The 25,359-nt window shown below is 55.5% G+C and carries 28 protein-coding genes and 4 tRNA genes; all 32 read left to right on the top strand.

Annotated features, from left to right (window positions below; all coding sequences use genetic code 11):
- Nucleotides 1-213 precede the first annotated feature (213 nt).
- Nucleotides 214-1,173 carry a bifunctional biotin--[acetyl-CoA-carboxylase] ligase/biotin operon repressor BirA gene (gene birA / locus EI969_RS26680; RefSeq protein ID WP_160390352.1) on the top strand — a complete coding sequence of 320 codons (960 nt, stop codon included), beginning with the start codon at nucleotides 214-216 and terminating at the stop codon, nucleotides 1,171-1,173.
- Nucleotides 1,163-1,912, top strand: a complete 750-nt coding sequence (locus tag EI969_RS26675) for a pantothenate kinase (RefSeq protein ID WP_160390351.1) — start codon at nucleotides 1,163-1,165, stop codon at nucleotides 1,910-1,912. The genes birA and EI969_RS26675 overlap by 11 nt, the downstream gene beginning before the upstream one ends.
- Nucleotides 1,913-1,919: 7 nt before the next feature.
- Nucleotides 1,920-2,357, top strand: coding sequence for a hypothetical protein (locus EI969_RS26670; protein ID WP_160390350.1), 438 nt, complete (start codon nucleotides 1,920-1,922; stop codon nucleotides 2,355-2,357).
- A gap of 142 nt (nucleotides 2,358-2,499) precedes the next feature.
- Nucleotides 2,500-2,584, top strand: a tRNA-Tyr gene (locus tag EI969_RS26665).
- A 25-nt stretch (nucleotides 2,585-2,609) separates the two neighbouring features.
- Nucleotides 2,610-2,683 (top strand) — tRNA-Gly (locus EI969_RS26660).
- A gap of 26 nt (nucleotides 2,684-2,709) precedes the next feature.
- Nucleotides 2,710-2,785 (top strand) — tRNA-Thr (locus EI969_RS26655).
- Between the two features lie 173 nt (nucleotides 2,786-2,958).
- Nucleotides 2,959-3,034 (top strand) — tRNA-Trp (locus EI969_RS26650).
- A gap of 45 nt (nucleotides 3,035-3,079) precedes the next feature.
- Nucleotides 3,080-3,448, top strand: coding sequence for a preprotein translocase subunit SecE (gene secE, locus EI969_RS26645; protein ID WP_007984402.1), 369 nt, complete (start codon nucleotides 3,080-3,082; stop codon nucleotides 3,446-3,448).
- Nucleotides 3,449-3,457: 9 nt separating this feature from the next.
- Nucleotides 3,458-3,991 carry a transcription termination/antitermination protein NusG gene (gene nusG / locus EI969_RS26640; RefSeq protein ID WP_046041611.1) on the top strand — a complete coding sequence of 178 codons (534 nt, stop codon included), beginning with the start codon at nucleotides 3,458-3,460 and terminating at the stop codon, nucleotides 3,989-3,991.
- Nucleotides 3,992-4,108: 117 nt separating this feature from the next.
- Entirely contained in the window at nucleotides 4,109-4,540 is a 432-nt protein-coding gene (rplK, locus tag EI969_RS26635) for a 50S ribosomal protein L11 (RefSeq protein WP_007933726.1), read from the top strand.
- Complete coding sequence (gene rplA / locus EI969_RS26630) at nucleotides 4,540-5,235, top strand: 50S ribosomal protein L1 (RefSeq protein ID WP_003186095.1); 696 nt, start codon at nucleotides 4,540-4,542, stop codon at nucleotides 5,233-5,235. Before rplK ends, rplA begins: the two co-directional genes overlap by 1 nt.
- A gap of 198 nt (nucleotides 5,236-5,433) precedes the next feature.
- Complete coding sequence (gene rplJ, locus EI969_RS26625; protein ID WP_007970413.1) at nucleotides 5,434-5,934, top strand: 50S ribosomal protein L10; 501 nt, start codon at nucleotides 5,434-5,436, stop codon at nucleotides 5,932-5,934.
- 75 nt (nucleotides 5,935-6,009) lie between these two features.
- Nucleotides 6,010-6,375 (top strand): 50S ribosomal protein L7/L12, encoded by a 366-nt coding sequence (rplL, locus tag EI969_RS26620; protein ID WP_053162838.1) that lies wholly within the window; start codon nucleotides 6,010-6,012, stop codon nucleotides 6,373-6,375.
- Between the two features lie 220 nt (nucleotides 6,376-6,595).
- Nucleotides 6,596-10,669: a DNA-directed RNA polymerase subunit beta gene (gene rpoB, locus EI969_RS26615; protein WP_108218341.1), complete on the top strand. Its 4,074-nt coding sequence runs from the start codon at nucleotides 6,596-6,598 to the stop codon at nucleotides 10,667-10,669.
- 64 nt (nucleotides 10,670-10,733) lie between these two features.
- Nucleotides 10,734-14,933, top strand: a complete 4,200-nt coding sequence (gene rpoC / locus EI969_RS26610; RefSeq protein ID WP_160390349.1) for a DNA-directed RNA polymerase subunit beta' — start codon at nucleotides 10,734-10,736, stop codon at nucleotides 14,931-14,933.
- Between the two features lie 216 nt (nucleotides 14,934-15,149).
- Nucleotides 15,150-15,521, top strand: coding sequence for a 30S ribosomal protein S12 (gene rpsL / locus EI969_RS26605; protein ID WP_003186084.1), 372 nt, complete (start codon nucleotides 15,150-15,152; stop codon nucleotides 15,519-15,521).
- A 108-nt stretch (nucleotides 15,522-15,629) separates the two neighbouring features.
- Entirely contained in the window at nucleotides 15,630-16,103 is a 474-nt protein-coding gene (gene rpsG / locus EI969_RS26600; protein WP_007970418.1) for a 30S ribosomal protein S7, read from the top strand.
- A gap of 30 nt (nucleotides 16,104-16,133) precedes the next feature.
- Nucleotides 16,134-18,239, top strand: coding sequence for an elongation factor G (gene fusA, locus EI969_RS26595; RefSeq protein ID WP_160390348.1), 2,106 nt, complete (start codon nucleotides 16,134-16,136; stop codon nucleotides 18,237-18,239).
- A gap of 30 nt (nucleotides 18,240-18,269) precedes the next feature.
- Nucleotides 18,270-19,463 (top strand): elongation factor Tu, encoded by a 1,194-nt coding sequence (gene tuf, locus EI969_RS26590; RefSeq protein WP_150716055.1) that lies wholly within the window; start codon nucleotides 18,270-18,272, stop codon nucleotides 19,461-19,463.
- Between the two features lie 157 nt (nucleotides 19,464-19,620).
- Nucleotides 19,621-19,932 carry a 30S ribosomal protein S10 gene (gene rpsJ, locus EI969_RS26585; RefSeq protein ID WP_003186070.1) on the top strand — a complete coding sequence of 104 codons (312 nt, stop codon included), beginning with the start codon at nucleotides 19,621-19,623 and terminating at the stop codon, nucleotides 19,930-19,932.
- Nucleotides 19,933-20,012: 80 nt separating this feature from the next.
- On the top strand, nucleotides 20,013-20,648 hold the full coding sequence (rplC, locus tag EI969_RS26580; RefSeq protein ID WP_003186059.1) for a 50S ribosomal protein L3: 636 nt from the start codon (nucleotides 20,013-20,015) through the stop codon (nucleotides 20,646-20,648).
- 12 nt (nucleotides 20,649-20,660) lie between these two features.
- Nucleotides 20,661-21,263 (top strand): 50S ribosomal protein L4, encoded by a 603-nt coding sequence (gene rplD / locus EI969_RS26575; protein WP_003228735.1) that lies wholly within the window; start codon nucleotides 20,661-20,663, stop codon nucleotides 21,261-21,263.
- A complete protein-coding gene (rplW, locus tag EI969_RS26570) occupies nucleotides 21,260-21,559 on the top strand; it encodes a 50S ribosomal protein L23 (protein WP_002555488.1) in 300 nt (99 codons plus the stop codon). Before rplD ends, rplW begins: the two co-directional genes overlap by 4 nt.
- A gap of 14 nt (nucleotides 21,560-21,573) precedes the next feature.
- Complete coding sequence (gene rplB / locus EI969_RS26565; protein WP_003228734.1) at nucleotides 21,574-22,398, top strand: 50S ribosomal protein L2; 825 nt, start codon at nucleotides 21,574-21,576, stop codon at nucleotides 22,396-22,398.
- 16 nt (nucleotides 22,399-22,414) lie between these two features.
- Nucleotides 22,415-22,690, top strand: coding sequence for a 30S ribosomal protein S19 (gene rpsS, locus EI969_RS26560; protein WP_002555486.1), 276 nt, complete (start codon nucleotides 22,415-22,417; stop codon nucleotides 22,688-22,690).
- An 11-nt stretch (nucleotides 22,691-22,701) separates the two neighbouring features.
- Nucleotides 22,702-23,034: a 50S ribosomal protein L22 gene (gene rplV / locus EI969_RS26555; RefSeq protein ID WP_003103908.1), complete on the top strand. Its 333-nt coding sequence runs from the start codon at nucleotides 22,702-22,704 to the stop codon at nucleotides 23,032-23,034.
- A 13-nt stretch (nucleotides 23,035-23,047) separates the two neighbouring features.
- Nucleotides 23,048-23,734 (top strand): 30S ribosomal protein S3, encoded by a 687-nt coding sequence (gene rpsC / locus EI969_RS26550; RefSeq protein WP_007970424.1) that lies wholly within the window; start codon nucleotides 23,048-23,050, stop codon nucleotides 23,732-23,734.
- A gap of 12 nt (nucleotides 23,735-23,746) precedes the next feature.
- Nucleotides 23,747-24,160, top strand: a complete 414-nt coding sequence (rplP, locus tag EI969_RS26545; RefSeq protein WP_003228729.1) for a 50S ribosomal protein L16 — start codon at nucleotides 23,747-23,749, stop codon at nucleotides 24,158-24,160.
- Nucleotides 24,160-24,351: a 50S ribosomal protein L29 gene (gene rpmC / locus EI969_RS26540; RefSeq protein ID WP_002555481.1), complete on the top strand. Its 192-nt coding sequence runs from the start codon at nucleotides 24,160-24,162 to the stop codon at nucleotides 24,349-24,351. The genes rplP and rpmC overlap by 1 nt, the downstream gene beginning before the upstream one ends.
- 2 nt (nucleotides 24,352-24,353) lie before the next feature.
- Entirely contained in the window at nucleotides 24,354-24,620 is a 267-nt protein-coding gene (gene rpsQ / locus EI969_RS26535; RefSeq protein ID WP_003444370.1) for a 30S ribosomal protein S17, read from the top strand.
- Between the two features lie 23 nt (nucleotides 24,621-24,643).
- A complete protein-coding gene (rplN, locus tag EI969_RS26530; RefSeq protein WP_002555479.1) occupies nucleotides 24,644-25,012 on the top strand; it encodes a 50S ribosomal protein L14 in 369 nt (122 codons plus the stop codon).
- 11 nt (nucleotides 25,013-25,023) lie between these two features.
- A complete protein-coding gene (rplX, locus tag EI969_RS26525; RefSeq protein WP_003176416.1) occupies nucleotides 25,024-25,338 on the top strand; it encodes a 50S ribosomal protein L24 in 315 nt (104 codons plus the stop codon).
- Nucleotides 25,339-25,359 lie beyond the last annotated feature (21 nt).

The following is a 25,359-nucleotide window of genomic DNA, read 5'->3' as shown; positions in this document are numbered from 1 at the left end:
CCCGAACTCAGCAGTGAAACGATGCATCGCCGATGGTAGTGTGGGGTTTCCCCATGTGAGAGTAGGTCATCGTCAAGATTAAATTCCGAAACCCCAATTGCGAAAGCAGTTGGGGTTTTGTTTTTGTCCGCAGAAAAGTCACGGCTACTGGATTTCTATGCAATAGCTCGGCGCGTGGCTATCATGCGGGCCTCATTGTGAGGCGAGACCTGCATGCTGACGTTGTTAAAGCTTCTTAAAGATGGCCGATTCCATTCGGGTCAAGCATTGGGTGCTGCCCTGGGCGTCAGTCGTAGTGCCGTGTGGAAGCAGCTTCAGCATTTGGAAGCTGAGCTGGGTTTGTCTATTCACAAGGTTCGTGGGCGCGGCTATCAATTGTCCGCGCCATTGGCGCTGCTCGATCCTGGCGAGATAAGTGCCCGGGCGATTTCTTGCGACTGGCCCGTCCAGGTTTTCGACTCGATCGACTCCACGAACGCCGAGGCACTGCGCGCCATAGATCGGGGGCAGGCGGCACCTTTTCTTGTGCTTTCAGAGCGCCAGACTGCCGGGCGCGGGCGGCGTGGTCGCAAGTGGGTCAGTCCATTCGCGGAAAACGTCTATTACAGCCTGGTACTGCGTATTGATGGCGGGATGCGTCAGCTGGAAGGCTTGAGTCTTGTCGTTGGGCTCGCTGTTCAGCAGACGCTGCGTGAGTTCGGCATCGCGGCCGCTGGGCTGAAGTGGCCCAACGATGTCCTTGTGGGGCAGAAAAAAATCGCAGGGATACTGCTCGAGCTGGTTGGTGACCCTGCCGATGTGTGTCACGTCGTTCTCGGGGTGGGGATCAATGTGAACATGCAGTCTGCTGACGAGGTCGACCAGCAATGGACTTCCATGCGGCTCGAATCTGGCAGATTGTTTGATCGCAACCAACTGGTCGCAATGTTGGGGGGGATGCTGCAGCAATACCTTGTTCGCCATCAGGCAGGTGGTTTTGTGGCCATCCAATCCGAGTGGGAGCAAAATCACCTGTGGCAGGGGCGAAGCGTGTCATTGATTGCCGGCGTCAATCAGATTGATGGCGAGGTGCTTGGTATTGATGGTCAGGGTGCCCTGCGCCTGAAGGTGGATGGTGTGGAAAAAGTTTTCAGCGGTGGTGAGTTGAGCCTGAGGTTGCGTGATGATTCTTGAGCTCGATTGTGGCAATAGCTTCATCAAATGGCGCGTGCTTGCGGTGAGTGCCGGGCAGGTGCTGGGTGAGGGGGTCGTCGATTCCGATCTCGCATTGCTTGAAGGGCTGGGGGAGCTCAAAGGGCTTGCTCTCGCGTTTTGCCGGCTAGTGAGCGTCAGGACTGCGCAGGAGACCGGCGCGCTGACTTCCTTGTTGAAGGAAACCTTTGGCGTGCCGGTTGTGTGTGCAACGCCTGCGCGCGAAATGTCCGGCGTGCGCAATGGGTATGAGGAATTCGAGCGGTTGGGGCTGGATCGGTGGCTCGCGATGCTTGGGGGCTTTCATCTGGCTTCGGGTGCGTGCCTGGTGCTCGACTTCGGTACGGCCGTGACTGCTGACTTTATCGCTGTGGATGGAGAGCACCTGGGTGGTTTCATCTGTCCGGGAATGCCGTTGATGCGCAATCAATTGCGCACCCACACCCGTAAAATCCGATATGGCGATCAGGCAGCGGAGCTGGCTCTGGAAAGCCTTGTTCCGGGGCGCGCGACTGTTCAGGCTGTAGAGCGTGGCTGTTTATTGATGTTGCGCGGCTTCGTACTGACCCAGCTCGAGTTGGCGCGCAGCTACTGGGGTGAGGACTTTGTCGTATTCCTCACCGGGGGGGATGCGAGTCTGGTTTCTGAGGTGGTGCCTCAAGCCAGGGTGGTTCCGGACCTGGTGTTTGTCGGATTGGCCATGGCCTGTCCCTTGTCCTGAGGTTTTTATGCGTTGGTTGTTTTTGCTGCTGCTTGTCCTCAACGGGTTCTACTACATCTGGCATCAACAAGAGGCGCCATTGCGCGCCAAGGATGTCACGCCTCTAAGTCTGTATCGCGGGTCTCAGCAAGATATTCGCCTGTTGAGCGAGGCGGGCGATGCGTCCAAGGACAAGGCTAAGGCCGTGTCGCCAGACAATGGCTGTCTTTATCTGGGCGGCTACACGCGCCAGGACGCCGCTCAGGCGGTTGAGCGCCGGCTGAGCGGGATGGAGGTCAAGTACCAGTCCCTGCCCAAGGGCTCGGAAAGTGCAGGGTATTGGGTGCGTATCGCACCGGAAAGCCGGCGTTGGCTGGACGATCTGCAGCTGCAAAACCTTTCTAAAGAATTCAATGAGTTAAAACATAAAATAATGCCGTGCGAGGGGGTTGCGCCCACTGAATAGTTTGCATAGAATGGCGCCCGCTCCACAGCGAACACCGGAAACGGTTAGCGATGTGAAGCGAGGTCAACGCAGCTAACCTCAAGATTTAATTGAGAAAATGCTTGACAGAAGGCTGGCATGATGTAGAATGCCGGCTCGCTTAGGAGGGGTTCCCGAGCGGCCAAAGGGATCAGACTGTAAATCTGACGTCTACGACTTCGAAGGTTCGAATCCTTCCCCCTCCACCATTTTTAGCGAGAGCTGTAAGCGCTCGCGGGTATAGTTTAGTGGTAGAACCTCAGCCTTCCAAGCTGATGATGCGGGTTCGATTCCCGCTACCCGCTCCAGGTTTACAGATTTTGCACAGTGTTACGCTCTTGTAGCTCAGTTGGTAGAGCACACCCTTGGTAAGGGTGAGGTCAGCGGTTCAAATCCGCTCAAGAGCTCCATATAACAAGGCAGATATGAAAATATCTGCCTTTGTTTTAGGTGGTTGTGGTTGCGCCTCGTTGTGTTGTCGGGGTTTGCCGGTGCTGAGGTGCTGGTATTGCAGCTGGAGTTGCCTGGTAGTGGTTGTAAAGTCTTTTTCGGGTCGGCATAATGGTCGGCCTGATTTTGTTTTAGGTCAGTAGCTCAATTGGCAGAGCGACGGTCTCCAAAACCGTAGGTTGGGGGTTCGATTCCCTCCTGACCTGCCAGATTCACCTGGTGTGTCTGGCTTTCTTTTCACAGGATCTTCATAGATGACTCCTAAAGCTGAAGCTCAAGGCTCTCGTTTCGACCTCCTCAAGTGGCTTGTAGTAGTCGCTCTGGTGGTTGTTGGCGTTGTTGGCAATCAGTACTTCTCTGCTTCGCCGATCCTGTACCGCGTACTCGCATTGCTCGCCATTGCTGCTGTAGCTGCCTTTGTAGGCCTGCAGACAGTCAAGGGCAAGTCTTTCTTTGTACTGGTTAAGGAAGCACGCACCGAAATTCGTAAAGTCGTTTGGCCAACTCGCCAAGAAACCACGCAGACCACCCTGATTGTGGTGGCTGTTGTTCTGGTTATGGCGTTGCTGTTGTGGGGTCTTGATTCCCTGCTCGGCTGGCTTGTTTCCTTGATTGTCGGCTAAGGGTGTCCCGTGGCTAAGCGTTGGTATGTTGTGCATGCTTACTCCGGTTACGAGAAGCATGTAATGCGCTCGCTGGTCGAGCGCGTAAAGCTGGCCGGTATGGAAGACGGCTTCGGCGAGATTCTGGTTCCCACTGAAGAAGTGGTTGAAATGCGTAATGGCCAGAAGCGCAAAAGCGAACGCAAATTCTTCCCTGGCTACGTGCTGGTGCAGATGGATATGAACGAGGGTACTTGGCACTTGGTCAAGGACACTCCTCGGGTGATGGGCTTTATCGGCGGTACTGCCGACAAGCCTGCACCGATCACCGATAAAGAAGCAGAAGCGATTCTGCGCCGTGTTGCTGATGGTAGCGACAAGCCGAAGCCGAAGACGTTGTTCGAGCCGGGCGAGTCGGTACGTGTCAATGACGGTCCGTTTGCGGACTTTACCGGTGTTGTTGAAGAAGTTAACTACGAAAAGAGCCGGATCCAGGTCGCAGTGCTCATTTTCGGTCGCTCTACTCCGGTGGAGCTCGAGTTCAGCCAGGTCGAAAAGGTCTAGTTGAGCAAAAATCCCAACCCCGCAGCCATAGGCTGTGGGGTTTTGTCGTCACTGGGATAAACGCGCAAGTAACCGGGGAGCCTCTCGAGGCGTTCGAACCCGTAATTGGAGTGCCTCATGGCCAAGAAGATTACCGCTTACATCAAGCTGCAAGTGAAGGCCGCTCAGGCTAACCCAAGCCCACCTGTTGGTCCTGCTCTGGGTCAGCACGGCGTGAACATCATGGAATTCTGCAAGGCTTTCAACGCCCGTACTCAGGGTCTTGAGCCAGGTCTGCCGACTCCAGTGATCATCACTGTCTACAGCGACCGTAGCTTCACTTTCGAAACCAAATCCACCCCTGCTTCGGTTCTGCTGAAGAAGGCGGCCGGTCTGACCAGCGGTTCCGCTCGTCCGAACACCGTTAAGGTTGGCACCGTGACTCGTGCTCAGCTGGAAGAAATCGCGAAAACCAAAAACGCGGATCTGACTGCAGCTGATATGGAAGCAGCCGTGCGTACCATCGCCGGTTCTGCTCGTAGCATGGGCCTTAACGTGGAGGGTGTGTAATGGCTAAGCTGACCAAGCGTCAAAAGGCTATCGCCGGCAAAATCGAAGCAGGCAAGGCCTACAACTTTGTAGACGCTGCTGCCCTGCTGGCCGAGCTGTCGACTGTCAAGTTCAGCGAGTCGTTCGACGTAGCTGTAAACCTGGGTGTTGACCCGCGTAAATCCGACCAGGTCGTTCGTAGCGCTACCGTGCTGCCACACGGCACTGGCAAGACCGTTCGCGTTGCTGTGTTCACCCAGGGTCCAGCTGCTGAGGCCGCTCTGGCTGCCGGCGCTGACCGTGTAGGCATGGACGACCTGGCTGCCGAAATGAAAGGCGGCGACCTGAACTATGACGTAGTTATCGCATCCCCGGATGCAATGCGCGTTGTAGGTCAGTTGGGTCAGATCCTCGGTCCACGTGGCCTGATGCCTAACCCTAAAGTCGGCACCGTAACTCCAGACGTAGCTACCGCGGTTAAAAACGCCAAGGCTGGTCAGGTTCGTTATCGCACCGACAAAAACGGCATCATCCACACTTCCGTTGGCAAGATCGGTTTCGACGCCGTCAAGCTGAAGGAAAACGTTGAAGCCCTGATCGCTGATCTGAAGCGTATCAAGCCAGCTTCCTCGAAAGGCATCTACGTCAAGCGCGTTACCCTGAGCACCACTATGGGCCCAGGTCTGGTCATCGACCAAAGCTCGCTCGACGCGTAAGACACAAATTGGCGCAAGCGATTGCGCCAATTGAAAAATTGGGGTCCCTGCCTGGCGGGGGCTATCCAAGACCGTAGGCGACGCAAGTCTTAAACCACAAGCCTACGCAGATGGTGCTCCCGGTTCCTTACCGAATCAGACACCAAAACGACATCCGGTTTCGACCAGATGAAACGGTAACAAGCAGGAGTTAAACCCGTGGCAATTAAACTCGAAGACAAGAAGGCCATCGTCGCTGAAGTCAACGAGGCTGCCAAAGTCGCTCTGTCCGCTGTCGTGGCTGATGCCCGTGGCGTAACAGTAGGCGCGATGACCGGACTCCGTAAAGAGGCTCGTGAAGCTGGCGTTTACGTACGTGTTGTACGTAACACCCTGCTCAAGCGCGCTGTTGCTGACACTGAATTCAGTGTCCTCAACGACGTGTTCACTGGCCCTACCCTGATTGCGTTCTCCAAGGAACATCCAGGCGCTGCTGCCCGGATCTTCAAGGAATTCGCAAAGGGTCAGGACAAGTTCGAGATCAAGGCAGCTGCGTTCGAGGGCAAGTTCCTCGCAGCTAACCAAATCGACGTACTGGCAACTCTGCCGACCCGTGACGAAGCAATTTCTCAGCTGATGAGCGTGATTCAAGGCGCTACCAGCAAATTGGCTCGTACTCTGGCGGCAATTCGCGACCAGAAAGAAGCTGCTGCAGCCTAAGGCTCGTCAACTTCTCGCGTTTTTTGTTTTTTTCGATGGTCGCGTAGGCCGTCCCCAATATCAGGAATTAGATTCATGTCTATCTCTCAGAACGATATCCTTGAAGCAGTTGGCAACATGTCCGTAATGGAAGTTGTTGAGCTGATCAAAGCTTTCGAAGAAAAATTCGGTGTTACCGCTGCTGCTGCATCGGCTGGTCCAGCTGCTGCTGCCGCCGTTGTTGAAGAGCAAACTGAATTCAACGTCATGCTGACCGAAGCTGGCGAGAAGAAAGTTAACGTGATCAAGGCAGTACGTGAACTGACCGGTCTGGGCCTGAAAGAAGCCAAGGCTGTAGTTGACGGCGCTCCTGCCATGGTTCTGGAAGCTGTTGCCAAAGAAGCAGCTGACAAAGCCAAAGCAACTCTGGAAGAAGCAGGCGCTAAAGTCGAGCTGAAGTAAGCATCGACTTTGCTCCTCCAGCCCGAGCGTTAAGCGACAGGCTGATGGCTGGTGGCTCTTGCCACCGGCCTTTTTCCGTTATTGGCAGCCGACTGGGTCGGTGCCGATAACGAGCTGTAACCACCCGATGCGGTGGCGCAAACCATGGGGTTTGCACGATTTTCTGGCTGCTCCCGTCGGGAGGGGCCAAACAAGCAGGTGACCAAGCTGGGGAACGCTGATGGCTTACTCATATACTGAGAAAAAACGTATCCGCAAGGACTTTAGCAAGTTGCCGGACGTCATGGATGTGCCGTACCTCCTGGCCATCCAGCTGGATTCGTATCGTGAATTCTTGCAAGCGGGAGCGACTAAAGATCAGTTCCGCGACGTGGGCCTGCATGCGGCCTTCAAATCCGTTTTCCCGATCATCAGCTACTCCGGCAATGCTGCGCTGGAGTACGTCGGATATCGTCTGGGCGAACCGGCATTTGATGTCAAAGAATGCGTATTGCGCGGTGTAACTTACGCCGTACCTTTGCGGGTAAAAGTGCGCCTGATCATTTTCGACAAAGAATCGTCGAACAAAGCGATCAAGGACATCAAAGAGCAAGAAGTCTACATGGGTGAAATCCCCCTGATGACTGAAAACGGTACCTTCGTAATCAACGGTACCGAGCGTGTAATCGTTTCCCAGCTGCACCGTTCCCCGGGCGTGTTCTTCGACCACGACCGTGGCAAGACGCACAGCTCCGGTAAACTGCTGTACTCCGCGCGCATCATTCCTTACCGCGGTTCGTGGCTGGACTTCGAGTTCGACCCGAAAGACTGCGTATTCGTGCGTATCGACCGTCGTCGCAAGCTGCCTGCCTCGGTACTGCTGCGCGCGCTGGGCTATACCACTGAAGAAGTGCTGGACGCGTTCTATACCACCAACGTATTCCACGTGAAGGGCGAGACCCTGAGCCTGGAGCTGGTGCCTCAGCGCCTGCGCGGTGAAATCGCTGTCCTCGATATTCTGGATGACAAAGGCAAGGTTATTGTCGAGCAGGGTCGTCGTATCACCGCTCGCCACATCAACCAGCTGGAAAAAGCCGGGATCAAAGAGCTGGATGTGCCTCTGGACTACGTCCTGGGTCGCACAACCGCCAAGGTCATCGTGCACCCGGCAACCGGCGAAATCCTGGCAGAGTGCAACACCGAGCTGAACACCGAGATCCTGGCCAAAATCGCCAAGGCTCAGGTCGTTCGCATCGAAACTCTGTACACCAACGATATCGACTGCGGTCCGTTCGTCTCCGACACCTTGAAGATCGACTCCACCAGTAACCAATTGGAAGCGCTGGTCGAGATCTATCGCATGATGCGTCCTGGCGAGCCGCCAACCAAAGACGCTGCCGAGACCCTGTTCAACAACCTGTTCTTCAGCCCAGAGCGCTATGACCTGTCTGCGGTCGGCCGGATGAAGTTCAACCGTCGTATCGGTCGTACCGAGATCGAAGGTTCGGGCGTGCTGTGCAAGGAAGACATCGTCGCGGTACTGAAGACCCTGGTCGACATCCGTAACGGTAAAGGCATCGTCGATGACATCGACCACCTGGGTAACCGTCGCGTTCGCTGCGTAGGCGAAATGGCCGAGAACCAGTTCCGCGTTGGCCTGGTGCGTGTTGAGCGTGCGGTCAAAGAGCGTCTGTCGATGGCTGAAAGCGAAGGCCTGATGCCGCAAGACCTGATCAACGCCAAGCCAGTGGCTGCGGCGGTGAAAGAGTTCTTCGGTTCCAGCCAGCTGTCGCAGTTCATGGACCAGAACAACCCGCTGTCCGAGATCACCCACAAGCGTCGTGTTTCTGCACTCGGCCCTGGCGGTCTGACTCGTGAGCGTGCTGGCTTTGAAGTGCGTGACGTACACCCGACTCACTACGGTCGTGTATGCCCGATTGAAACGCCGGAAGGTCCGAACATCGGTCTGATCAACTCCCTGGCCGCCTATGCGCGCACCAACCAGTACGGCTTCCTCGAGAGCCCGTACCGTGTGGTGAAAGACGCTCTGGTCACCGACGAGATCGTATTCCTGTCCGCCATCGAAGAAGCTGATCACGTGATCGCTCAGGCTTCGGCCACGATGAACGACAAGAAAGTCCTGATCGACGAGCTGGTAGCTGTTCGTCACCTGAACGAATTCACCGTCAAGGCGCCGGAAGACGTCACCTTGATGGACGTATCGCCGAAGCAGGTAGTTTCGGTTGCTGCGTCGCTGATTCCGTTCCTCGAGCACGACGACGCCAACCGTGCGTTGATGGGTTCGAACATGCAGCGTCAAGCTGTACCAACCCTGCGCGCTGACAAGCCGCTGGTAGGTACCGGCATGGAGCGTAACGTAGCCCGTGACTCCGGCGTTTGCGTCGTGGCGCGTCGTGGCGGCGTGATCGACTCCGTCGACGCCAGCCGTATCGTGGTTCGTGTTGCCGATGACGAAGTTGAAACCGGTGAAGCCGGTGTCGACATCTACAACCTGACCAAATACACCCGCTCCAACCAGAACACCTGCATCAACCAGCGTCCGCTGGTGCGTAAGGGTGATCGGGTTCAGCGCAGCGACATCATGGCCGACGGCCCGTCCACCGACATGGGTGAACTGGCACTGGGTCAGAACATGCGCATCGCGTTCATGGCATGGAACGGCTTCAACTTCGAAGACTCCATCTGCCTGTCCGAGCGTGTTGTTCAGGAAGACCGCTTCACCACGATCCACATCCAGGAACTGACCTGTGTGGCCCGTGACACCAAGCTTGGCCCAGAGGAAATCACTGCCGACATCCCGAACGTGGGTGAAGCGGCACTGAACAAGCTGGACGAAGCCGGTATCGTTTACGTAGGTGCTGAAGTTGGCGCAGGCGACATCCTGGTGGGTAAGGTCACTCCGAAAGGCGAGACCCAGCTGACTCCGGAAGAAAAACTGCTGCGTGCGATCTTCGGTGAAAAAGCCAGCGACGTTAAAGACACCTCCCTGCGTGTACCTACCGGTACCAAAGGTACTGTCATCGACGTACAGGTCTTCACCCGCGATGGCGTTGAGCGTGATGCTCGTGCACTGTCGATCGAGAAGTCCCAGCTGGACGAGATCCGCAAGGACCTGAACGAAGAGTTCCGCATTGTTGAAGGTGCTACTTTCGAACGTCTGCGTTCCGCTCTGGTCGGCCATAAAGCCGAAGGCGGCGCCGGTCTGAAGAAAGGCCAGGACATCACCGACGAAGTTCTCGACGGTCTTGAGCACGGCCAGTGGTTCAAACTGCGCATGGCTGAAGATGCTCTGAACGAGCAGCTCGAGAAGGCTCAGGCCTACATCGTTGATCGTCGCCGTCTGCTGGACGACAAGTTCGAAGACAAGAAGCGCAAACTGCAGCAGGGCGATGACCTGGCTCCAGGCGTGCTGAAGATCGTCAAGGTTTACCTGGCAATCCGTCGTCGCATCCAGCCGGGCGACAAGATGGCCGGTCGTCACGGTAACAAGGGTGTGGTCTCCGTGATCATGCCGGTTGAAGACATGCCGCACGATGCCAATGGCACCCCGGTCGACGTCGTCCTCAACCCGTTGGGCGTACCTTCGCGTATGAACGTTGGTCAGATCCTCGAAACCCACCTGGGCCTCGCGGCCAAGGGTCTGGGCGAGAAGATCAACCGCATGATTGAAGAGCAGCGTAAAGTTGCCGAGCTGCGTAAATTCCTGCACGAGATCTACAACGAGATCGGCGGTCGTCAGGAAAGCCTCGATGACTTCTCGGACCAGGAAATCCTGGACCTGGCTCAAAACCTGCGTGGCGGCGTTCCAATGGCCACTCCAGTGTTCGACGGCGCCAAGGAAAGCGAAATCAAGGCCATGCTGAAACTGGCAGACCTGCCAGAAAGCGGCCAGATGCAGCTGACCGACGGCCGTACCGGCAATAAGTTCGAGCGCCCGGTAACCGTTGGCTACATGTACATGCTGAAGCTGAACCACTTGGTAGACGACAAGATGCACGCGCGTTCTACCGGTTCGTACAGCCTGGTTACCCAGCAGCCGCTGGGTGGTAAGGCGCAGTTCGGTGGTCAGCGTTTCGGGGAGATGGAGGTCTGGGCACTGGAAGCATACGGTGCCGCTTACACTCTGCAAGAAATGCTCACAGTGAAGTCGGACGATGTGAACGGCCGTACCAAGATGTACAAGAACATCGTGGATGGCGATCACCGTATGGAGCCGGGCATGCCCGAGTCCTTCAACGTGTTGATCAAGGAAATTCGTTCCCTCGGCATCGATATCGATCTGGAAACCGAATAACACGTGACGCGAATCGAGAGCGGGGCAGGATTGCCCGCTCTCTGCTCCGCCAGGAGGAAAGGCCTTGAAAGACCTACTGAATTTGCTGAAAAACCAGGGTCAAGTCGAAGAGTTCGACGCCATCCGTATCGGACTGGCATCGCCTGAGATGATCCGTTCGTGGTCGTTCGGTGAAGTTAAAAAGCCGGAAACCATCAACTACCGTACGTTCAAACCTGAGCGTGACGGCCTGTTCTGCGCCAAGATCTTTGGCCCGGTAAAGGATTACGAGTGCCTGTGCGGTAAGTACAAGCGCTTGAAGCACCGCGGTGTGATCTGCGAGAAGTGCGGCGTTGAAGTCGCGCTGGCAAAAGTTCGTCGTGAGCGCATGGCGCACATCGAACTGGCCTCGCCGGTTGCCCACATCTGGTTCCTGAAATCGCTGCCGTCCCGTATCGGCTTGCTGATGGACATGACCCTGCGTGATATCGAACGCGTTCTCTACTTCGAGAGCTATGTCGTTATCGATCCAGGCATGACCACCCTTGAAAAAGGTCAGCTGCTGAACGACGAGCAGTACTTCGAAGCGCTGGAAGAGTTCGGCGACGATTTCGATGCCCGCATGGGTGCCGAAGCTGTCCGCGAACTGCTGCACGCTATCGACCTGGAACACGAGATTGGCCGTCTGCGTGAAGAAATTCCGCAAACCAACTCCGAAACCAAGATCAAGAAGCTGTCCAAGCGTCTGAAGTTGATGGAAGCCTTCCAGGGTTCCGGCAACTTGCCAGAGTGGATGGTGCTGACCGTTCTGCCGGTTCTGCCGCCAGATCTGCGTCCACTGGTCCCGCTGGATGGCGGTCGCTTCGCGACTTCCGACCTCAACGATCTGTATCGTCGAGTGATCAACCGTAACAACCGTTTGAAGCGTCTGCTTGATCTGTCCGCTCCGGACATCATCGTGCGCAACGAAAAGCGTATGTTGCAGGAAGCCGTCGACGCACTGCTCGACAACGGTCGTCGTGGCCGCGCTATCACCGGTTCCAACAAGCGTCCTCTGAAGTCCCTGGCTGACATGATCAAGGGTAAGCAGGGTCGTTTCCGTCAGAACTTGCTCGGTAAGCGTGTTGACTACTCGGGTCGTTCGGTAATTACCGTAGGTCCGACCCTGCGTCTGCACCAGTGCGGTCTGCCGAAGAAGATGGCTCTCGAGCTGTTCAAGCCGTTCATTTTCGGCAAGCTGGAAATGCGTGGTCTCGCTACCACCATCAAAGCTGCCAAGAAGATGGTCGAGCGCGAACTGCCAGAGGTTTGGGACGTTCTCGCTGAAGTGATTCGCGAACACCCGGTTCTTCTCAACCGTGCACCGACCCTTCACCGTCTGGGTATCCAGGCGTTTGAACCGGTACTGATCGAAGGTAAGGCTATCCAGCTGCACCCGCTGGTCTGCGCCGCGTACAACGCCGACTTCGACGGCGACCAAATGGCCGTGCACGTACCGCTGACGCTGGAAGCCCAGCTCGAAGCGCGTGCGTTGATGATGTCCACCAACAACATTCTGTCGCCAGCCAACGGTGAGCCAATCATCGTTCCTTCGCAGGACGTTGTATTGGGTCTGTACTACATGACTCGTGAAGCGATCAACGCCAAGGGCGAGGGTCGTGTGTTCGCGGATCTGCAGGAAGTTGACCGTGTGTTCCGTGCCGGCGAAGCCGCACTGCATGCCAAGGTCAAAGTGCGGATCAACGAAACCGTCAACGACCGTGATGGCGGCAGCGTGAGCAACACCCGTATCGTCGACACCACCGTCGGCCGTGCGCTGTTGTTCCAGGTTGTGCCAAAGGGTCTGTCGTACGACGTCGTCAACCTGCCGATGAAGAAAAAGGCGATCTCCAAGCTGATCAACCAGTGCTATCGCGTGGTTGGTCTGAAAGAGACCGTGATCTTCGCTGACCAGTTGATGTACACCGGTTTTGCTTATTCGACCATTTCCGGCGTTTCCATCGGTGTTAACGACTTCGTTATCCCGGATGAAAAAGCCCGCATCATCAATGCTGCTACTGATGAAGTGAAAGAGATCGAAAGCCAGTACGCCTCCGGCCTGGTAACCCAGGGCGAGAAGTACAACAAAGTGATCGACCTTTGGTCCAAGGCGAACGACGAAGTTTCCAAGGCGATGATGGCCAACCTCTCGAAAGAGAAGGTCATCGACCGCCATGGCGTCGAAGTCGACCAGGAATCGTTCAACTCGATGTACATGATGGCCGACTCGGGTGCGCGGGGTTCCGCAGCACAGATTCGTCAGCTGGCCGGTATGCGTGGCCTGATGGCCAAGCCGGACGGTTCCATCATTGAAACGCCGATTACTGCGAACTTCCGTGAAGGTTTGAGCGTACTCCAGTACTTCATCTCCACTCACGGTGCTCGTAAGGGTCTTGCGGATACCGCGTTGAAAACGGCTAACTCCGGTTACCTGACTCGTCGTCTGGTGGACGTTGCACAAGATTTGGTTGTAACCGAGATCGATTGCGGCACCGAACACGGTCTGCTGATGACTCCGCACATTGAAGGCGGTGACGTTGTAGAGCCGTTGGGTGAGCGCGTATTGGGTCGTGTTATCGCCCGTGACGTATTCAAGCCAGGTACCGAGGACGTCATCGTTCCTGCCGGCACCCTGGTAGACGAGAAGTGGGTCGAGTTCATCGAGCTGAACAGCATCGACGAAGTGATCGTGCGTTCGCCGATCAGTTGCGAAACCCGCTACGGCATTTGCGCCAAGTGCTACGGCCGTGACTTGGCTCGTGGTCACCAGGTGAACATCGGTGAAGCTGTCGGCGTTATCGCTGCACAGTCGATCGGTGAGCCAGGTACCCAGCTGACGATGCGTACGTTCCACATCGGTGGTGCGGCAAGCCGGACCTCCGCAGCCGACAGCGTTCAGGTGAAGAATGGCGGTACCGTCCGTCTGCATAACCTGAAGCACGTAGAGCGAGTGGATGGTCACCTGGTTGCTGTGTCCCGTTCCGGTGAGCTGGCCATCGCTGATGACTTCGGTCGTGAGCGTGAGCGTTACAAGCTGCCGTACGGTGCCGTGATTTCGGTTAAAGAAGGTGACAAGGTCGACGCTGGCGCAATCGTGGCCAAGTGGGATCCGCACACTCACCCGATCGTTACCGAAATGAAAGGTACCGTGACCTACGTGGGCATGGAAGAAGGCATCACGATCAAGCGTCAGACTGACGAATTGACCGGTATGACCAACATTGAAGTACTCGACGCCAAAGATCGTCCAGCTGCCGGCAAGGACATTCGTCCTGCCGTGAAGATGGTCGACGACAACGGCAAGGATCTGTTGCTGCCAGGCACTGACGTCATCGCTCAGTACTTCCTGCCAGCCAACGCCCTGGTCGGTGTAGCGGACGGTGCGAAGATTGCGATCGGTGATGTTATCGCTCGTATTCCGCAAGAGACTTCGAAGACCCGTGACATCACCGGTGGTCTGCCGCGTGTTGCCGACTTGTTCGAAGCTCGTCGTCCGAAAGAAGCGTCGATTCTGGCTGAAGTCAGCGGCACCATCGCGTTCGGTAAGGAAACCAAGGGCAAGCGCCGTCTGGTTATTACCCCGAACGACGGTAGCGATCCGTACGAAGAGCTGATTCCGAAGTGGCGTCACCTGAACGTGTTCGAAGGCGAACAGGTAAACCGCGGCGAAGTTATCTCCGACGGTCCGAGCGATCCACACGACATCCTGCGTCTGCTGGGTGTGAGTGCGCTGGCCAAGTACATTGTTAACGAGATCCAGGACGTTTACCGTCTGCAAGGCGTGAAGATCAACGACAAGCACATCGAGACCATCCTGCGTCAGATGCTGCGTAAAGTTGAAATCGCTGAATCCGGCGATTCCAGTTTCATCAAGGGCGACCAGATGGAATTGACTCATGTTCTGGTAGAGAACGAGCGTCTGAGCGGCGAAGACAAGTTTGTCTCCAAGTTCACTCGCGTTCTGCTGGGTATCACCAAGGCGTCGTTGTCCACCGAATCGTTCATCTCGGCGGCTTCCTTCCAGGAAACCACCCGCGTACTGACCGAAGCGGCGGTAACCGGCAAGCGCGATTACCTGCGCGGCCTGAAAGAAAACGTGGTCGTGGGTCGTCTGATCCCGGCCGGTACCGGCCTGGCATATCACAGCGAGCGTAAGCGTCGTCGTGAAGCAGACAAGCCGTTGCGCGTAAGCGCCAGTGAAGTGGAAGCTGCACTGACCGAAGCGCTGAACTCGAGCGGTAACTGAGTTCTGCGATAAATGAGTGTGAGGCCCTGGTCGCTCCGTTCATCGAATCGAGACAAATTGTCGAGATTGGATGAGCGGGGAGGGCGGGGCTTTGCCTTGACTGGGGACAAGATCCTCTTTAGACTCTTGTACCCCTAAATTTGGCGGGAACTCGTTCCTGCCATTTTGCTTTTCTTGCAAGACAATAGCGTCGCAAGACAACAGTGGAGCTAGTAGATGGCAACTATCAACCAGCTGGTACGTCAGCCGCGTAAGCGTATCGTCGAGAAATCCGACGTGCCTGCGCTGCAGAACTGCCCGCAACGCCGTGGCGTGTGCACCCGTGTGTACACCACCACGCCGAAAAAACCTAACTCGGCACTGCGTAAAGTATGCCGTGTGCGCCTGACCAACGGTTTCGAGGTTTCCTCGTACATCGGCGGTGAAGGCCACAACCTGCAAGAGCACAGCGTGGTACTGATCCGCGGCGGTCGTGTAAAAGACTTGCCAGGTGTTCGTTACCACACCGTTCGCGGTTCGTTGGATACTTCCGGTGTTAAAGGTCGTAACCAGGGTCGTTCGAAGTACGGTACCAAGCGTCCGAAGTAATCGGCCGTTTTGCAGTTTTTCATTTTATTGAGTCGATAAGAGTAAGGTCGGGCACGTATCCACAGGATCTGTCCCGGGCTAACCTGAAGACCGTTTGAGGGCTTATCAATGCCAAGACGTCGCGTAGCAGCCAAGCGTGAGATTCTGGACGATCCGAAATACGGAAGCCAAATCCTCGCCAAATTCATGAACCACGTAATGGAAAGCGGCAAGAAAGCCGTTGCCGAGCGTATCGTTTATGGTGCCCTGGATACCGTGAAGGCTCGTAAGGCCGGCACCGATCCCCTGGAACTCTTCGAAAAAGCACTCGACGCCATCGCTCCGCTGGTCGAAGTGAAGTCGCGCCGCGTTGGTGGTGCTACTTACCAGGTTCCGGTCGAAGTTCGTCCTTCCCGCCGTAACGCTCTGGCAATGCGCTGGTTGGTAGACTTCGCCCGCAAGCGCGGCGAGAAGTCTATGGCTCTGCGTTTGGCTGGCGAACTGTTGGACGCCGCTGAAGGCAAAGGTGCTGCAGTTAAGAAGCGTGAAGACGTGCACCGTATGGCTGAAGCCAACAAGGCTTTCTCGCACTACCGCTTCTAATTCTAGCGTCACTCATTTTGCGAGGGCTTTATGGCTCGTACTACACCGATTAATCGCTACCGTAACATCGGTATCGTTGCTCACGTGGATGCTGGTAAAACCACCACCACCGAGCGCGTCCTTTTTTACACTGGCAAAAGCCACAAGATGGGCGAAGTGCATGACGGCGCTGCGACCACCGACTGGATGGTTCAGGAGCAGGAGCGTGGTATTACCATTACTTCTGCTGCCATTACCGCCTTCTGGCAGGGTTCCGCCAAGCAGCACAAAGACCAGTACCGCTTCAACGTCATCGATACCCCGGGTCACGTAGACTTCACCATTGAAGTTGAACGTTCCCTGCGTGTACTCGACGGCGCGGTCGTTGTGTTCTGCGGCACCTCCGGCGTTGAGCCTCAGTCCGAAACCGTATGGCGTCAAGCCAACAAGTACGGCGTTCCACGTATTGTTTACGTGAACAAGATGGACCGTGCCGGTGCGAACTTCCTGCGCGTGATCGCTCAGATCAAGCAGCGTCTGGGTCACACTCCGGTGCCGATCCAGTTGGCTATCGGTTCCGAAGACAACTTCCAGGGTCAGATCGATCTGATGACCATGGAAGCGGTTTACTGGAACGATGCTGACAAAGGCATGACTCCTCGTCGTGAAGCTATCCCTGCTGAACTGCAGGAGCTGGCTGAAGAGTGGCGCAACAACATGGTCGAGGCTGCGGCCGAAGCCAACGAAGAACTGATGAACAAGTACCTTGAGGGTGAGGAACTCACCATCGAGGAAATCAAGGCCGCTCTGCGTCAGCGTACTATCGCTGGTGAGATCGTTCTGGCTGTTTGCGGTTCTTCCTTCAAGAACAAGGGTGTTCCCCTGGTTCTCGACGCCGTTATCGACTACCTGCCGGCTCCTGTCGACATTCCTGCTATCAAGGGTTCCAACCCTGATAACGAGGAAGAAGAGATGGAGCGTCATGCAGACGACAACGAGCCGTTCTCGGCTCTGGCGTTCAAGATCGCTACCGACCCATTCGTGGGTACCTTGACCTTCGTCCGCGTTTACTCGGGCGTGTTGGCCTCCGGCGACGGCGTGATCAACTCGGTCAAAGGCAAGAAAGAGCGCGTGGGTCGTATGGTGCAAATGCACGCAAACGCCCGTGAAGAGATCAAGGAAGTACGCGCTGGTGACATCGCGGCCCTGATCGGCATGAAGGACGTCACCACTGGTGAAACTTTGTGCAACGCTGACAAGCCAATCATCCTGGTTCGCATGGACTTCCCGGAGCCGGTTATTTCGGTTGCCGTTGAGCCAAAGACCAAGGATGACCAGGAAAAAATGGGTATCGCTCTGGGCAAACTTGCTCAGGAAGACCCGTCTTTCCGCGTCAAGACTGATGAAGAGACTGGTCAAACGATCATCTCTGGCATGGGCGAGTTGCACCTGGACATCCTGGTTGACCGGATGCGCCGTGAGTTCAACGTCGAAGCCAACATCGGTAAGCCTCAGGTTTCGTATCGTGAGCGCATCACGAAGAATTGCGAAATCGAAGGCAAGTTCGTTCGCCAGTCCGGCGGTCGTGGCCAGTTCGGCCATTGCTGGATCCGTTTTGCTCCTGCTGACGAAGGTCAGGAAGGTCTGCAATTCGTGAACGAAGTAGTGGGTGGTGTGGTTCCTAAGGAATACATCCCGGCTATCCAGAAGGGTATCGAAGAGCAGATGAAGAACGGCGTAGTTGCCGGCTATCCGCTGATCGGCCTGAAGGCTACCGTGTTTGATGGTTCTTACCACGACGTCGACTCGAACGAGATGGCGTTTAAGGTGGCTGCTTCCATGGCGACCAAGCAACTGGCCCAGAAGGGCGGTGGTGAGTTGCTCGAGCCGATCATGGCGGTAGAGGTTGTTACGCCTGAAGACTATATGGGTGACGTGATGGGCGACCTTAACCGTCGTCGCGGCATGATTCTGGGTATGGAAGACACGGTCTCCGGTAAGGTGATCCGTGCTGAAGTTCCGTTGGGCGAGATGTTCGGTTATGCAACTGACGTTCGTTCGATGTCCCAGGGTCGCGCAAGCTACTCTATGGAATTCAAAAAATACAATACAGCTCCGTCGCACATCGTCGAAACTGTAACCAAAAAACAAGGCTGATTCAGTCCTTTAGGCAAGGAGTTAATTGTCGTGGCTAAAGAAAAATTTGATCGTTCCCTACCGCACGTCAACGTTGGCACCATCGGTCACGTTGACCACGGTAAAACCACTCTGACCGCAGCTCTGACTCGCGTTTGCTCCGAAGTTTTCGGTTCCGCAATCGTTGATTTCGATAAAATCGACAGCGCTCCAGAAGAAAAAGCTCGTGGTATCACCATCAACACCGCGCACGTCGAGTACAACTCGAAGATCCGTCACTACGCTCACGTTGACTGCCCAGGTCACGCTGACTATGTGAAGAACATGATCACCGGTGCTGCCCAGATGGACGGCGCGATCCTGGTTTGCTCGGCCGCTGATGGTCCGATGCCACAAACCCGTGAGCACATCCTGCTGTCCCGTCAGGTAGGCGTTCCGTACATCGTGGTTTTCCTGAACAAGGCTGACCTGGTAGACGACGCTGAGCTGCTGGAACTGGTCGAGATGGAAGTTCGCGACCTGCTGTCCACCTACGACTTCCCGGGCGATGACACTCCAATCATCATCGGTTCGGCTCGTATGGCGCTGGAAGGCAAAGACGACAACGAAATGGGCACCACTGCCGTTCGTAAACTGGTTGAAACCCTGGACAGCTACATCCCAGAACCAGAGCGCGCTATCGACAAGCCATTCCTGATGCCAATCGAAGACGTATTCTCGATCTCCGGTCGTGGTACTGTTGTGACTGGTCGTATCGAGCGCGGTATCGTTCGCGTTCAGGATTCGCTGGAAATCGTTGGTCTGCGTGACACCACCACCACCACCTGCACCGGTGTTGAAATGTTCCGCAAGCTGCTCGACGAAGGTCGTGCTGGCGAGAACTGCGGCGTTCTGCTGCGTGGTACCAAGCGTGACGACGTTGAGCGTGGCCAGGTTCTGGTTAAGCCGGGTTCGGTTAAGCCGCACACCAAGTTCACCGCAGAAGTTTACGTTCTGAGCAAGGAAGAAGGCGGCCGTCACACTCCGTTCTTCAAAGGCTACCGTCCACAGTTCTACTTCCGTACTACTGACGTGACTGGTAACTGCCAGCTGCCAGAAGGCGTTGAAATGGTAATGCCAGGTGATAACATCCAAATGGAAGTTACCCTGATCAAGACCATCGCAATGGAAGACGGCCTGCGTTTCGCTATCCGTGAAGGCGGTCGTACCGTCGGCGCTGGCGTCGTAGCTAAAATCATCGAGTAAGCATCTCTTTTGAGATAGCTTCGATGCTTTGAAAGGCCCCCGCTCAGCGGGGGCTTTTTTATTGGGTTGACACCCATCTGGGGCGTCTATAGAATTGCGCCTCCTTTTAACGGGCGTATTGCGCCCGGTGGGAATAGCAGCCGGAGTCTGAAATCCAATGCAAAATCAGCAAATCCGTATCAGGTTGAAGGCTTTCGACCATCGCCTGATCGACCAATCAACCCAGGAAATCGTGGAAACCGCGAAACGTACTGGTGCTCAAGTGCGTGGTCCAATTCCACTGCCTACCCGTAAAGAGCGGTTCACCGTTCTGGTCTCCCCGCACGTCAACAAAGACGCGCGTGACCAGTACGAGATCCGTACTCATAAGCGCGTTCTGGACATCGTCCAACCAACGGATAAAACCGTTGATGCTCTTATGAAGCTTGATCTTGCGGCCGGTGTGGAAGTGCAGATCAGCCTCGGCTAAGACTCGGTCTTAGTCGTGTAACGCTCTGAAATGGGCGGCCATAGCGGGTGAAAGCCCCGTACACTCATGAGGTTTACAACATGACTATTGGTGTAGTCGGTCGTAAATGCGGTATGACCCGTATTTTCACCGAAGAAGGTGTCTCCATTCCGGTCACGGTCATTGAGATCGAGCCGAATCGCGTCACCCAGTTCAAAACTGAAGAGACCGATGGCTATCGTGCAGTGCAAGTCACTGTCGGCGAGCGTCGTGCTTCGCGTGTAACAGCAGCTCAGGCTGGCCACTTCGCTAAAGCGAACGTTGCCGCTGGTCGTACCGTAATGGAATTCCGCCTTGAAGAAGGCGAGTACCAGGCCGGCGATCTGATCAACGCTGAAATCTTCGCCGCTGGTCAACTGGTTGATGTAACCGGTCAGTCCAAGGGTAAAGGCTTCCAGGGTACGATCAAGCGTTGGAATTTCCGCGGGCAAGATAACACCCACGGTAACTCCGTATCCCACCGCGTTCCAGGCTCTATCGGCCAGTGCCAGACTCCTGGTCGTGTATTCAAGGGCAAAAAAATGTCCGGTCATATGGGCGCTGAGCGCGTGACCGTGCAGTCCCTCGAAGTAGTGCGCGTGGACGCTGAACGCAATCTGTTGTTGGTCAAGGGCGCTGTTCCTGGCGCTACTGGCGGCAACTTGGTTGTACGTCCAGCAGCCAAGGCTCGCGGTTAAGGGGAAGCTGACATGCAATTAAATGTAAATGACGCTCAAGCGATCGAAGTTTCCGAACTGACATTTGGCGGCGAATTCAACGAGACGCTGGTTCACCAAGCAGTCGTGGCCTACATGGCCGGCGGCCGTCAGGGTTCCAAGCAGCAAAAGACCCGTTCCGACGTTCGTGGTGGCGGCAAGCGCCCATGGCGTCAGAAAGGTACTGGCCGTGCTCGTGCCGGTACTATCCGTAGCCCAATCTGGCGTGGCGGCGGTACCACTTTCGCAGCTCGTCCTCAGGATCACTCCCAGAAGCTGAACAAGAAGATGTATCGCGCAGCAATGCGTTCCATCCTTGCTGAGCTGGTGCGTACTGATCGTCTGGTCGTGGTTCAGGATTTCGCCGTTGAAACGCCGAAAACCAAAGACCTGCTGGGCAAACTGAACAACATGAGCCTGACCGACGTTCTGATCGTGTCCGACGCTGTTGATCAGAACCTGTACCTGGCTGCTCGTAACCTGCCACACGTTGATGTACGTGACGTGCAAGGTTCCGATCCAGTTAGTCTGATCGCATACGACAAGGTGTTGATCACCGTGTCGGCCGTGAAGAAATTCGAGGAGCTGCTGGGATGAACCAGGAACGCGTATTTAAAGTTCTGCTTGGCCCGCACGTTTCCGAGAAGGCTACGGTTCTGGCAGACAAGAAAGGCCAGTTCGTTTTCAAGGTTGCTACTGATGCAACCAAGCTGGAAATCAAGAAGGCCGTCGAAAGCCTGTTCAGCGTGAAAGTAGAGCGCGTCACTACCCTGAACGTTCTGGGTAAGAGCAAGCGCACTGCTCGCGGTCTGGGCAAGCGTAATGACTGGAAGAAGGCAGTTATCTCCCTTCAGCCAGGCCAAGATCTCGATTTCAGCAGCAGTGCTGAGTAAGGAAGGGGTGCATCATGGCAATCGTTAAATGCAAACCGACTTCCCCTGGCCGCCGTTTTGTGGTCAAGGTGGTCAACCAGGAGCTGCATAAAGGCGCTCCTCACGCACCGCTGCTCGAGAAGAAGTCGAAGACTGGTGGTCGTAACAACAATGGCCGTATTACCACTCGTCACATCGGTGGTGGTCATAAGCAGCATTACCGTATGGTCGATTTCCGTCGCAACGACAAAGATGGCATCGTCGCCACTGTCGAGCGTATCGAATACGATCCAAACCGTACTGCTCACATCGCACTGCTCTGCTACGCAGACGGCGAGCGCCGCTACATCATCGCCCCTAAAGGCGTGAGTGCTGGCGACCAGCTGATCGCAGGCGCTCTGGCTCCAATCAAGCCAGGCAACGCTCTGCAACTGCGCAACATTCCAGTCGGTTCTACCGTACACGGCATCGAACTGAAGCCAGGTAAAGGCGCACAGATCGCTCGTTCCGCTGGTGCTTCGGCTCAGCTGATCGCTCGTGAAGGTGTGTACGTTACCCTGCGTCTGCGTTCCGGTGAAATGCGTAAAGTCCTGGCTGAATGCCGTGCGACCCTGGGCGAAGTCTCGAACTCCGAGCACAGCCTGCGTTCGCTGGGTAAAGCTGGTGCCAAACGCTGGCGTGGCGTTCGCCCAACCGTTCGTGGTGTTGCCATGAACCCGGTTGACCACCCACATGGTGGTGGTGAAGGTCGTACCTCTGGTGGTCGTCATCCGGTATCGCCATGGGGCTTCCCGACTAAGGGCGCGAAGACTCGTGGTAATAAGCGTACCGACAAAATGATCGTCCGTCGTCGCAAGTAAATAGAGGGATACGACAGTGCCACGTTCTCTGAAAAAAGGTCCTTTTATCGATCTTCACCTACTGAAGAAGATCGAAGTGGCGGCGGAAAAGAACGATCGCAAACCAGTGAAAACCTGGTCGCGCCGTTCGATGATCCTGCCACAAATGGTCGGTTTGACCATCGCAGTACACAACGGTCGTCAGCACGTCCCAGTTCTCGTGAACGAAGACATGGTCGGCCACAAACTGGGCGAGTTCGCCGGTACCCGCACTTATCGCGGGCACGTGGCAGACAAGAAAGCCAAGCGTTAAGGGGTTAGGAAATGGAAGTAGCCGCTAAGTTGTCGGGCGCTCGAATCTCCGCCCAGAAAGCCCGCTTGGTCGCCGACCAGATCCGCGGGAAGAAGGTGGGCGAAGCGCTCAACCTGTTGGCTTTCAGCAGTAAGAAAGCCGCCGAGATCATGAAGAAAGTGCTGGAGTCGGCCGTAGCCAACGCCGAGCATAACGAAGGCGCAGACGTTGATGACCTGAAGGTCAGCACTGTTTTCGTCAACGAAGGGCGTTCGCTGAAGCGCATCATGCCACGTGCCAAAGGCCGTGCTGATCGCATCGTCAAGCGGTCTTGCCATATCACTGTCAAGGTTGCTGACAAGTAACGGAGTCGAAGAGATGGGTCAGAAAGTACATCCCATTGGCATTCGCCTGGGAATCGTCAAGGAGCACACCTCCGTCTGGTACGCAGACGGTCGGACTTATGCGGACTATTTGCTCGCAGATCTGAATGTGCGTGAGTACCTCCAAGACAAACTAAAAAGCGCGTCCGTAAGCCGTATCGATATCCATCGTCCGGCCCAAACTGCACGCATCACCATCCACACCGCTCGTCCAGGTATCGTTATCGGGAAGAAAGGTGAAGATGTTGAGAAACTGCGTCAGGACCTGACCAAGCAAATGGGTGTGCCTGTGCACATCAATATCGAAGAGATCCGCAAGCCGGAACTCGACGGTATGCTGGTTGCGCAGAGCGTAGCTCAGCAGCTGGAGCGTCGCGTAATGTTCCGTCGCGCTATGAAGCGCGCTGTACAGAACGCCATGCGCATTGGTGCCAAAGGCATCAAAATCCAAGTGAGCGGTCGTCTCGGCGGTGCTGAAATCGCACGTACTGAATGGTATCGCGAAGGTCGTGTGCCATTGCACACCCTGCGTGCCGACATCGACTATGCCAACTACGAAGCTCACACCACTTACGGTGTGATCGGTGTAAAGGTTTGGATCTTCAAAGGCGAAGTAATTGGTGGTCGCCAAGAAGAACTGAAACCACAAGCACCAGCGCCTCGTAAAAAAGCTGCTAAGTAAGGGGTACGCCAAATGTTGCAACCAAAGCGTACGAAGTTCCGCAAGCAAATGACTGGTCACAACCGTGGCCTGGCATTGCGCGGTAGCAAAGTCAGCTTCGGCGAGTTCGCGCTGAAGTCTGTTGCTCGTGGTCGTCTCACCGCTCGTCAGATCGAGTCAGCACGTCGTGCTCTGACCCGTCACGTAAAACGTGGCGGCAAGATCTGGATCCGTGTATTCCCGGACAAGCCGATCTCCAAAAAACCTCTCGAGGTTCGGATGGGTAAAGGTAAGGGTAACGTGGAATACTGGGTTGCCCAGATTCAGCCAGGCAAAGTCCTGTATGAAATCGAGGGTGTTTCTGAAGAGCTGGCGCGTGAGGCTTTCGCCCTGGCTGCTGCAAAGCTGCCGCTCGCCACCTCCTTTGTTAAACGGACGGTGATGTGATGAAAGCGAATGAACTTCGTGAAAAATCCGCACAGCAGCTGAACGAGCAACTGCTCGGCCTGCTGCGCGACCAGTTCAATCTGCGCATGCAGAAAGCAACTGGCCAGTTGGGGCAGTCTCATCTGCTCTCGCAAGTTAAGCGTGACATCGCTCGCGTGAAGACTGTGCTCAACCAGCAGGCAGGTAAGTAATCATGGCTGAAGCCGAAAAAACTGTCCGTACGCTGACTGGCCGTGTTGTCAGCGACAAGATGGACAAAACCATCACCGTTCTGATCGAGCGTCGCGTTAAGCACCCGATCTACGGTAAATATGTTAAGCGTTCGACTAAGCTGCACGCGCACGACGAAACCAACCAGTGCCACATCGGCGACAAAGTCACTATTCGTGAAACTCGTCCTTTGGCCAAGACCAAGTCTTGGGCGCTGGTTGATATTCTCGAACGCGCTGTGGAAGTCTAAGGACTAGGGGTCGGAGAAATTATATGATTCAGACTCAATCCATGCTCGATGTGGCCGATAACAGCGGCGCTCGCCGTGTTATGTGCATCAAGGTGCTGGGTGGCTCCCATCGTCGTTACGCTGGTATCGGTGACATCATCAAAGTTACCGTGAAGGAAGCAATTCCTCGCGGTAAAGTGAAAAAAGGCCAAGTGATGACTGCTGTTGTAGTCCGCACTCGTCACGGCGTACGTCGTGCTGATGGCTCCATTATCCGCTTTGATGGCAACGCTGCTGTTCTGTTGAACAACAAGCAAGAGCCGATCGGCACCCGTATCTTTGGGCCAGTGACCCGTGAACTTCGTACTGAGAAGTTCATGAAGATCGTCTCGCTCGCCCCAGAAGTGCTGTAAGGAGATCCGACATGCAAAAGATTCGTCGTGACGACGAGATCATCGTGATCGCCGGCAAAGACAAAGGTAAGCGCGGTAAGGTGCTTAAGGTTCTCGCTAACAACCGTCTGGTTATTGGTGGTCTGAACCTGGTCAAGCGTCATACCAAGCCTAACCCGATGTCGGGCGTGCAGGGCGGTATCGTCGAAAAAGAAGCTCCACTGGATGCTTCTAACGTCGCCATTTTCAACGGCGAAACCAACAAGGCTGACCGCGTTGGTTTCAAAGTAGAAGACGGCAAGAAAATTCGTGTCTTCAAGTCGACCCAAAAAGCGGTTGATGCTTGAACACTGCTAGGTAGATGAGAC

Source organism: Pseudomonas sp. PB101, from assembly GCF_009764265.1.
Taxonomy (GTDB): Bacteria; Pseudomonadota; Gammaproteobacteria; order Pseudomonadales; family Pseudomonadaceae; genus Aquipseudomonas.
Note: the sequence above shows the minus strand (reverse complement) of the source record. Positions and strands in the feature narration are given on the sequence as shown.

Bases quoted from the DNA above. Each gene is read 5' to 3' on its own strand.
- birA (WP_160390352.1), top strand. From the start codon at position 214: ATGCTGACGTTGTTAAAGCTTCTTAAAGATGGCCGATTCCATTCGGGT.
- EI969_RS26675 (WP_160390351.1), top strand. From the start codon at position 1,163: ATGATTCTTGAGCTCGATTGTGGCAATAGCTTCATCAAATGGCGCGTG.
- EI969_RS26670 (WP_160390350.1), top strand. From the start codon at position 1,920: ATGCGTTGGTTGTTTTTGCTGCTGCTTGTCCTCAACGGGTTCTACTAC.
- secE (WP_007984402.1), top strand. From the start codon at position 3,080: ATGACTCCTAAAGCTGAAGCTCAAGGCTCTCGTTTCGACCTCCTCAAG.
- rplK (WP_007933726.1), top strand. From the start codon at position 4,109: ATGGCCAAGAAGATTACCGCTTACATCAAGCTGCAAGTGAAGGCCGCT.
- rplA (WP_003186095.1), top strand. From the start codon at position 4,540: ATGGCTAAGCTGACCAAGCGTCAAAAGGCTATCGCCGGCAAAATCGAA.
- rplL (WP_053162838.1), top strand. From the start codon at position 6,010: ATGTCTATCTCTCAGAACGATATCCTTGAAGCAGTTGGCAACATGTCC.
- rpoB (WP_108218341.1), top strand. From the start codon at position 6,596: ATGGCTTACTCATATACTGAGAAAAAACGTATCCGCAAGGACTTTAGC.
- rpsL (WP_003186084.1), top strand. From the start codon at position 15,150: ATGGCAACTATCAACCAGCTGGTACGTCAGCCGCGTAAGCGTATCGTC.
- rpsG (WP_007970418.1), top strand. From the start codon at position 15,630: ATGCCAAGACGTCGCGTAGCAGCCAAGCGTGAGATTCTGGACGATCCG.
- fusA (WP_160390348.1), top strand. From the start codon at position 16,134: ATGGCTCGTACTACACCGATTAATCGCTACCGTAACATCGGTATCGTT.
- rpsJ (WP_003186070.1), top strand. From the start codon at position 19,621: ATGCAAAATCAGCAAATCCGTATCAGGTTGAAGGCTTTCGACCATCGC.
- rplC (WP_003186059.1), top strand. From the start codon at position 20,013: ATGACTATTGGTGTAGTCGGTCGTAAATGCGGTATGACCCGTATTTTC.
- rplD (WP_003228735.1), top strand. From the start codon at position 20,661: ATGCAATTAAATGTAAATGACGCTCAAGCGATCGAAGTTTCCGAACTG.
- rplW (WP_002555488.1), top strand. From the start codon at position 21,260: ATGAACCAGGAACGCGTATTTAAAGTTCTGCTTGGCCCGCACGTTTCC.
- rplB (WP_003228734.1), top strand. From the start codon at position 21,574: ATGGCAATCGTTAAATGCAAACCGACTTCCCCTGGCCGCCGTTTTGTG.
- rplV (WP_003103908.1), top strand. From the start codon at position 22,702: ATGGAAGTAGCCGCTAAGTTGTCGGGCGCTCGAATCTCCGCCCAGAAA.
- rpsC (WP_007970424.1), top strand. From the start codon at position 23,048: ATGGGTCAGAAAGTACATCCCATTGGCATTCGCCTGGGAATCGTCAAG.
- rplP (WP_003228729.1), top strand. From the start codon at position 23,747: ATGTTGCAACCAAAGCGTACGAAGTTCCGCAAGCAAATGACTGGTCAC.
- rpmC (WP_002555481.1), top strand. From the start codon at position 24,160: ATGAAAGCGAATGAACTTCGTGAAAAATCCGCACAGCAGCTGAACGAG.
- rpsQ (WP_003444370.1), top strand. From the start codon at position 24,354: ATGGCTGAAGCCGAAAAAACTGTCCGTACGCTGACTGGCCGTGTTGTC.
- rplN (WP_002555479.1), top strand. From the start codon at position 24,644: ATGATTCAGACTCAATCCATGCTCGATGTGGCCGATAACAGCGGCGCT.
- rplX (WP_003176416.1), top strand. From the start codon at position 25,024: ATGCAAAAGATTCGTCGTGACGACGAGATCATCGTGATCGCCGGCAAA.